Source organism: Erythrobacter sp. (genome assembly GCF_038133525.1).
In the GTDB taxonomy this organism is placed as follows: domain Bacteria; phylum Pseudomonadota; class Alphaproteobacteria; order Sphingomonadales; family Sphingomonadaceae; genus Qipengyuania.
In genome coordinates, this window is the sequence record NZ_JAYPTL010000014.1 from 52,142 (window position 1) to 59,289 (window position 7,148).

Here is a 7,148-nt window from a genome sequence, read left to right on the forward strand (position 1 = left end):
ACCCGATCCGCAGCCGATTTTCCGTAATAATGATTCAACGGGAGAAGGCGTCTTGAGGTAATGATGCAGGCATGAGCTCTTATGAGTTTTAATATTTCCCGCCGAAGGTGCCTGCGGAGTTTTTCAACACAATAGGGCTGGTCCTGAGCCTGCAATCCTGCACTGGCTGAGAAGAAATTCGATCTCCCGATCAACCCTTCGCAAACTTCCCCATGATGACCTTGCCTCCAGTCCGGAGCTCATCGAGGTAGTCGCTCCACCATTGAGCCATCCGCACGCGCTCGTCCCAATGCTTGCCGCGATGGTAGATGCCACGCACAACATTGCTGTCGCCATGTGCCAAGGCACGCTCGATCGCATCAGGATTCCAAAGGCCCGACTCGTTCAGGAATGTCGATGCTGTCGCCCGGAGTCCATGAGCGGTGACTTCTTCCTTCGAATATCCCATGCGACGAAATGCGGCATTGAGCGTGTTTTCACTCATGGGACGCTTGGAGCTGCGCGCAGATGGGAAAACATATCCTTCGCGGCCGAGCATCTCGGCCAGGTCAGTGAGATAGCCTCTAACCTGCTTGGAAAGCGGGACGGCATGCGCTCGGCGCGCTTTCATTTTACCGGCAGGGATCTTCCAGACCCCATCGACGAGGTCGATCTCATGCCATTCGGCGTGCCGGAGTTCGCCGGGGCGTACGAACACATGCGGCGCTATCTGCAAAGCCAACTTCGTCACCATGTAGCCAGTGAAGTCGTCGATTGCGCGCAGCAGCCCGCCTAGCTCGGTGGGCTCGAGGATTGCTGCATAATGCGTGGCCCTCGGCGTTATTAGGGCGCCCTTCAGCATACTGGTCGGATCGGATTTGCAGCGGGTGGTAGCAACACCGTAACGAAACACGCGGCCGGCGAACGAGCGGCATTTCTTCGCAGTCTCGTGCTTACCAGTGGCTTCCAGCCGTTTGAGGGGAGCCAGGACTTCGAACGGCTCGATCTCGTTGATGGGTCGGTTCCCGATGGAAGGCGCAAGCTTGTCGAGAAAATAATTGGCCTTGACGATCGTGCCATCGGCACGGCCATTCTGGACCATCATCTGTTCAATATACTCACGTGCGACTGCCTCGAACGTCTGTGCAGAAAGAAACTCTGCGCGGATTTTCCGCTTCCGCTTCTCAAAGGCCGGGTCGCCCCCAGAAGCAACAGCTCGTCGTGCCTCGTAGGCCGCGTCTCGCGCTTGCTTGAGGCTGATGTCGGGATAGCTGCCGATGCAGAGCTTCTTTTGCGCGCCGCCGATCCGGTATCGGAATCGCCAAAGTTTGCCGCCGGTTGGCGTGACCTCAACATATAGGCCGCGCTCATCGGTTACCTTGTACGGTTTATCCTTGGGCTTGAGTGCGCGGAGGCGAGTATCTGTTAGCGGCATGTGGGGGCCTTTTCATCTGGGCCTTTGCGAAAACGGCCTCAAAAGGCCCACAAAAGTGTCTGGAACCCCCGAGAACAGGCGGGACGATCCGGAACGATCCAAGGGCCAAATCCCTAGGATTTCTGCGGGTTTTATAGATTATTTGGGAGAACGTGAGAAGAACAAATGGTGCCCAGAAGAGAAATCAATAATGACAAGTAATAAATTGTTATTATTTTTCAATGTCGTTTTGGTTATTCTCGGTGGCACAATGGCTGGCACTAAGAAAATTCACTGGAAGGGTTCGTTGCCCTATCTCTTCTAGGTTCACACTGTTTCATTACATTCCGAATTGCTTCTTTGCAATTCAAATTGTCCCGCACGATGCAACCCGAGACGATGACGGTTTTCGTAGTTCTGCATCGGTAACCTGAAGCCATTCGGGGTTGTGACCAGTTTGGCTTTCGCATGCTGAGCGATGAGCCACTCACAAACGGGCGTAACGCGCGATTCAGCGTCGTCTGACGATCAATCAGTCAGGCAAGCGGGGTCAAACGCGAACTCGCCTGCCAGCCATCGCGCTACTTCCGTCGCGTGGGGATCGATAAACTCGCCGAAAGCATTGCTTATCTGCTCTGTCTCCCCGGCAACCAGGCCATCAAGGCCGCGCACTGCAAAGTCGTCTGCATGTCGAACGAATAGTGGGGCCGAAAGTGGGTCAACACAGTCGCGAATGGCGAAGTCGAGCAACTCCTCTGAAGTGCGAAATGGCTGATCGTGGACGAGCGCGGCGAGGGCGCGCAGAGGTATCTGCGAGAGATGGGGCTGGAGCATTGGGTTGGCAGCACAGCCTGCCAACTGACCATTCATCAGCTGCTCTCTGCCCTCTGGAGCTTTCAAGAAAAGGTGCCTGCTGGTTCGTGCCCCGTCATTTACGGGGTAATTGTCCCAGAGGAATGGGCGGCGCCCCATACGGGCTGTGACCTCGAGAATGTGCTCTTGATCAATCAGCGTGCTGACGACCTTGGGGCCGGTCCAGAAGACATCGACATGAGCCGGCAGTTCCCGGGCGAGGTCCTCAAGGTAGGTTGGCGGAGGGTCACCGAACACCGCAGCAAGTATCGGATCATCCGAGTAGTATGTGGGACAAATGATCAGCCGCGATCCGTCCCACTGCTCGCTGGCAAAGGCGATAATTTCGGCCTGCAAGCTGGCAAGATGCGGCACATCGCCATGCATGTCGTCGAACTGCAGACTCAGAACCTCACAACCACATGCATGAAGATCTGCCAGCTTGGCGCTCAGGTGATTTCTGGTCTCGCCTGACCAGTCATTCCACACGTTCATGGGGCTAAGGCCAACACCGAACTTTAGACCGGACTCTGTGGCAGTCCTTGCCATTTCGGCTAGTCGCAGGTGTTCTGCAGGGCGAAGCGGACGCCGCCATTCGCTTCGCAGACTCCTGTCGGCCTTGGGCGCGTAGATGGCGCCTTCATATCCCCACTTTCCAATCAGCCGGTAATTGGCGAGCCGGGTCGCGTCAGGCCAAGGGGGACCGTAAAACCCCTCAATCAGCCAAAGCGGGGTATGGACGCCCTGGATCACAGAGCGTCGACCTTGGCGTAAAGACATGTGGCATCATCATGCGTCTTGAAGCGAGGAAACCGTCTCCCCTCCGGATCGTCGCGCTCGGCCGCACGCAATTCTGCGAGAACTTGCGACGCCTCTCCTGCTGCGGTCCGCCGGAACAGGTCCTCCGGCGACCCAAGCCCGAACACATCGTACCAGCGCGAAAACCCGTCGCTAAGGATGACAAAGGCTTCCACGCCTTCGGGCAAGCGATACTGGTGCACAAGCGCGCGCGGCGGGGGTTGGATGGCTCCGATGGCATAGCCCTTCTCGGTGTTCATCATCGCCCGGTTTTCCATCAATACCGGCCGGGTCAGTTCGGAAAGGCGCGCCAGACTTGCATCGGGTTCACGCAGTTGCGCTTCCTTCAATGCCTCAAGCGAGCGGCGCTCGACAGGGGTGAAGCCTTCATCAAAAACGATATTTACCTGACCTGTGACCGGATTCCGGTAAAGCACGGGACAATCGGCAAAGGAGATTACATTCCAGCTGCCATTGACTCGGCGCATAAGACTGAGCGCGGTCGATGCCTGTTCGAGCGCTGTGGCAATAGCGGGTGACGCTGTCCCGAACCTCGCGTGCAGCCGATGCCTGGCCCCTAGAGCCAGTCGAGTTACAAGGTCATAGGCATCTTCGGCTGAGCCATGGCCTGCGCAGTTTTGCAGTTCGGCCTGATAGGCTTCGACGAGCCACCATGCGGCAGTACGGCCTTCCAGCTTAATGCCTGAGATATCCGTCGCGCCGTCGAGCACCCAGGCAGCGCCTCCAGCATAGCCAAACCGGTCCTCGTTCCCGAGAGAGGAAGTGCCGTCAGTGACTACATGAATCATGTCGCAGCAACCTGCTCCTCATTTTGCGGCTTAATGGCGGTCCTTTTGCTGTTCCCGCTGATCGCAACCAGAAATGCCAGGGCGGAGCCGAATAACAGCTTCCAGGTAAAGGCGAGCGACATCACACCTTCTGGGATGCCGATAGCACCGCCGACCGAAGCTTCTCCGAGCACCATGGCTGCGAAGCCGATAATGAGCGCCCAGACAATCGATGCCTCGCTACCGCGGCTGGTGAAGACGGCGGCCGCGAACACACCCAGCAAGCCAGCGTAGGCGAATACCATCACTTGCAAGGCAAATTCGAGCAAGGGGAGGTCAGACGCGCGCTGCCAGTAGAAGCACACCAGAGCCATCAGCCCGAGAATGATCGCGATCGACACCATGGTGACGCGGCCTGCGAAAACGGTTCGCTCGTCGGAAATGGGCCCAGCCCAGGGCTTGTAAAAGTCGCTCACCACGACCGAGCTCATCGAGCTCAGTCCAGAGGTCAGCGTGGAGACGGCGGCGGCCACGATGGCCGCTCCGCACAGGCCTCGCAATCCGTCAGGAAGCTCGGTCAGAATGTAGTGCATGAATATCGTAACGCTTTTCAGATCTGCGCCCGGCGCAGCAATCCCGGTCAGGTCGCCGCGCTCATAGAAGAGGTGCAGCAATTGTCCGATGCTCAGGAAAACGAAAATGATCGGCAGAGCGCCGATCGCAGACCAGAACAGCGCCCATCCTGCGTGACGTGAGCTTTTGGCCGCCAGCAGACGCTGGGTCGTATCCTGATCGAGCCCGAAATTGCCGATATTCAGCAGCATCAGCCCGGTGAAAGCGGCGGGGATGGTGAAAGGATCATCCAGAGCGAAGGAAAAGTCGAAAATTGTCAACTTGCTCGGACCCGATGGCGGTGCATCGAGCGCTGCGAGGACCTCGGCGAACTCCAGATCGAGCCGCATGTACAAAACGATCAGAACGACAAGGGCCGTCCCAGCATAGACAACGAGTTGCACGGCATCGCTAGCGATCACCGAGCGCAATCCCCCCATCAGAGAAAGTCCGAGACCAAGGATGACAATGATAATTGTTGCAAGCGCGATGGCCGAAAAGTCTGTCCGCAGAAACAGAATCATAGCCACGGCGAGGGCAGCCATGAACAGGCGGGCCCCGTTGGCGAAGATCCTCCCGACCAGATACATCGCGGAGGTGCTGCGTAGCGCGAGTTTGCCATAACGCTGGTCAAGCAACTCGTAGACTGTGGTGACCTTGAGCGCATAGAAGCGCGGCAGAAGAACCACGGCCACGACGATGCTCGACAGAACAGCGCCGAGCGACCCGGCCAGATAGGTGTAATCAGCGCGGTATCCGTAATCCGGCCCCCCGAGGAAAGTCGCGGCTGATTGGGTGGTTGCGAGGACAGAGAATGCGATCAGCCAACCCGGCATTTGTCCATCGGCGAGGAAATAATCCCGGGCAGATCGGGCGCCGCGCTTTGACAGATACCACCCAAGAGCCGCGTTGCCGAGGAGATAGGCCGCGACCACCAGCCAGTCGATGGTACCAAAGCCGGATGTCATCGCCATGGGAAGCGCTCTCTTCTGGGAAAATTATCCGGTTCGACACCTCCTGGCACAGGAAGTGATGAACCGGCGGGCTAACGCCCGCCGGTTCATGAATCCAACGAAATCAGAACGTGACGCTGGCCGAAGCGCCGAAAGTCCGTCCGACAATGTCATAGGTCCCCGGATAGGTCCCGAAGGCACCCGGCGAGGCAGGCTGCGGGGGCTTCTTGTCGAACAGGTTTCTGATGCCAACGTTGATCTTCATATCATAGATGCCGGTATCGAACTGCGCGTTGAGGTCAAAATAGTCGAAGGCTTCGATTTTCTCGCTCCGATTGGAGGCGTTTTCGACCTCGCCAATCCGCCGCCACACGAACTGCAGCAGCCCCATGTCCGCATCGAGGGTCGCAGCCACCCGGTGGCGGTAATCTGGCTGAACCAGGCTGACGGCATCAGAGGAACAGGCAAAGCCGTAAGTGCCTTTGCAATCGACCGGATCCAGCACAGGGTTCCGCTGGATCGAGTAGTCGGTCACGATCGTTCCCTGATATCCGAGCCGCAGACCGCTCAGAAAGCCGGTCGAGGACAGATCGATCCTGTAGTTGACGTCAATATCAATGCCCGACTGTTCGATCACGCCAAGGTTGCGATCATTTACGAACGCATCGTCGAGAAAGCCCGTAGCCGGATCACGGGAAATTGCTGCACAGATCGGATTGTCTGCAACCGGATTGTCGACGTAGCAGCTCTGAAGAGCATCAACCGGCTGGATCTGCCCGACCGCATCGGTGATCTTGATGTCGTAGTAGTCGACGATAATCTCGAGCCCGGGGGCAAACTGAGGCGTGAAGATCGCACCGAGCGTGTAGGTCGTACCGTTTTCCGGACCAATGTCGGGATTGCCCCCGAAGAAGTACTGGCCAGTCAGGTTGGCAGGATCGAGGCTGTCGTAGGATCCTTGCGGAGGCGCGCCGAAGCGATCGCACTGGGCCTGGTCGCCCGTGCCGTTCACGCAGGGGTCGCCAAGATAGCGGGGCTGGAGCCGCGGGACCGTCCGCAGCAATGAGAAGGGGATCGAAAAGACGGGAGCCGCGAACTCGCCAATATTCGGTGAGCGGATCACGGTCTGACGCGTTCCGCGAAAGCGGATGTTGTCATCGACCTGCCAGGAAAAACCGATCTTGTCGGTGTTGCCGATGTCGGCATTTGAGAAATCCGAGAAGCGGATTGCGCCTTCAAGGTTCAGCTCCTGGAAGAAGGGCTTGTCCGCGAGCACCGGGACCAGCACTTCGGCATAGACCTCGTTGGCGTCGAAGCCGCCCAGGATCACGCCGCCCGTGCTTCCACGATAAGTCAGGCCGTTGACGAGGGCCGCCTCGTCACCGGTTTCAAGAGACTCATCACGGTACTCGTAACCGATGGCAAAGCTGATTGGACCTGCCGGCAAAGAAAACAGCGGCGACGTGTCGCCCGAAAGCGTGAAGGCCCCGACGGTCTGCTTGCGATCGCGGATTTCCTGGACGAAGTTACCGCCGAACCCAGTCAGATCGGCGCCGGGCCCAAAGATGTCGACCGTATTGACGATAGCCGCAAACCGGCTGTTCCCCGCGCTATCGACCCGCAGCGCGTCACCTGAAGTGGTGGTGTCTTCTTCCACTCGCCCGTACTGAAGGTAGGCGTCATAGCGCAGCCAGTCCGTCAACGGGCCGCGCAGGCCAACCTGGAATTGCGTGGTGGTGCGTTCGGTTGCTG

Annotated in this window: 5 protein-coding genes; all 5 read right to left on the reverse strand. The window is 58.0% G+C overall.

Going from position 1 to position 7,148, the window contains the following annotated elements:
• Positions 1-190: 190 nt before the first annotated feature.
• Positions 191-1,414, reverse strand: a complete 1,224-nt coding sequence (locus tag AAFM29_RS05485) for an integrase arm-type DNA-binding domain-containing protein (protein ID WP_341711782.1) — start codon at positions 1,412-1,414, stop codon at positions 191-193.
• Positions 1,415-1,921: 507 nt separating this feature from the next.
• A complete protein-coding gene (locus tag AAFM29_RS05490) occupies positions 1,922-3,025 on the reverse strand; it encodes a beta-N-acetylglucosaminidase domain-containing protein (protein WP_341711783.1) in 1,104 nt (367 codons plus the stop codon).
• A complete protein-coding gene (locus tag AAFM29_RS05495; protein WP_341711784.1) occupies positions 2,995-3,852 on the reverse strand; it encodes a hypothetical protein in 858 nt (285 codons plus the stop codon). Before AAFM29_RS05495 ends, AAFM29_RS05490 begins: the two co-directional genes overlap by 31 nt.
• On the reverse strand, positions 3,849-5,417 hold the full coding sequence (locus AAFM29_RS05500) for a sodium:solute symporter (RefSeq protein ID WP_341711785.1): 1,569 nt from the start codon (positions 5,415-5,417) through the stop codon (positions 3,849-3,851). Before AAFM29_RS05500 ends, AAFM29_RS05495 begins: the two co-directional genes overlap by 4 nt.
• Positions 5,418-5,520: 103 nt before the next feature.
• On the reverse strand, positions 5,521-7,148 hold a 1,628-nt coding region (locus AAFM29_RS05505; RefSeq protein WP_341711786.1), incomplete at its 5' end, for a TonB-dependent receptor domain-containing protein.

Bases quoted from the DNA above. Each gene is read 5' to 3' on its own strand.
- AAFM29_RS05485 (WP_341711782.1), bottom strand. From the start codon at position 1,414: ATGCCGCTAACAGATACTCGCCTCCGCGCACTCAAGCCCAAGGATAAA.
- AAFM29_RS05490 (WP_341711783.1), bottom strand. From the start codon at position 3,025: ATGTCTTTACGCCAAGGTCGACGCTCTGTGATCCAGGGCGTCCATACC.
- AAFM29_RS05495 (WP_341711784.1), bottom strand. From the start codon at position 3,852: ATGATTCATGTAGTCACTGACGGCACTTCCTCTCTCGGGAACGAGGAC.
- AAFM29_RS05500 (WP_341711785.1), bottom strand. From the start codon at position 5,417: ATGGCGATGACATCCGGCTTTGGTACCATCGACTGGCTGGTGGTCGCG.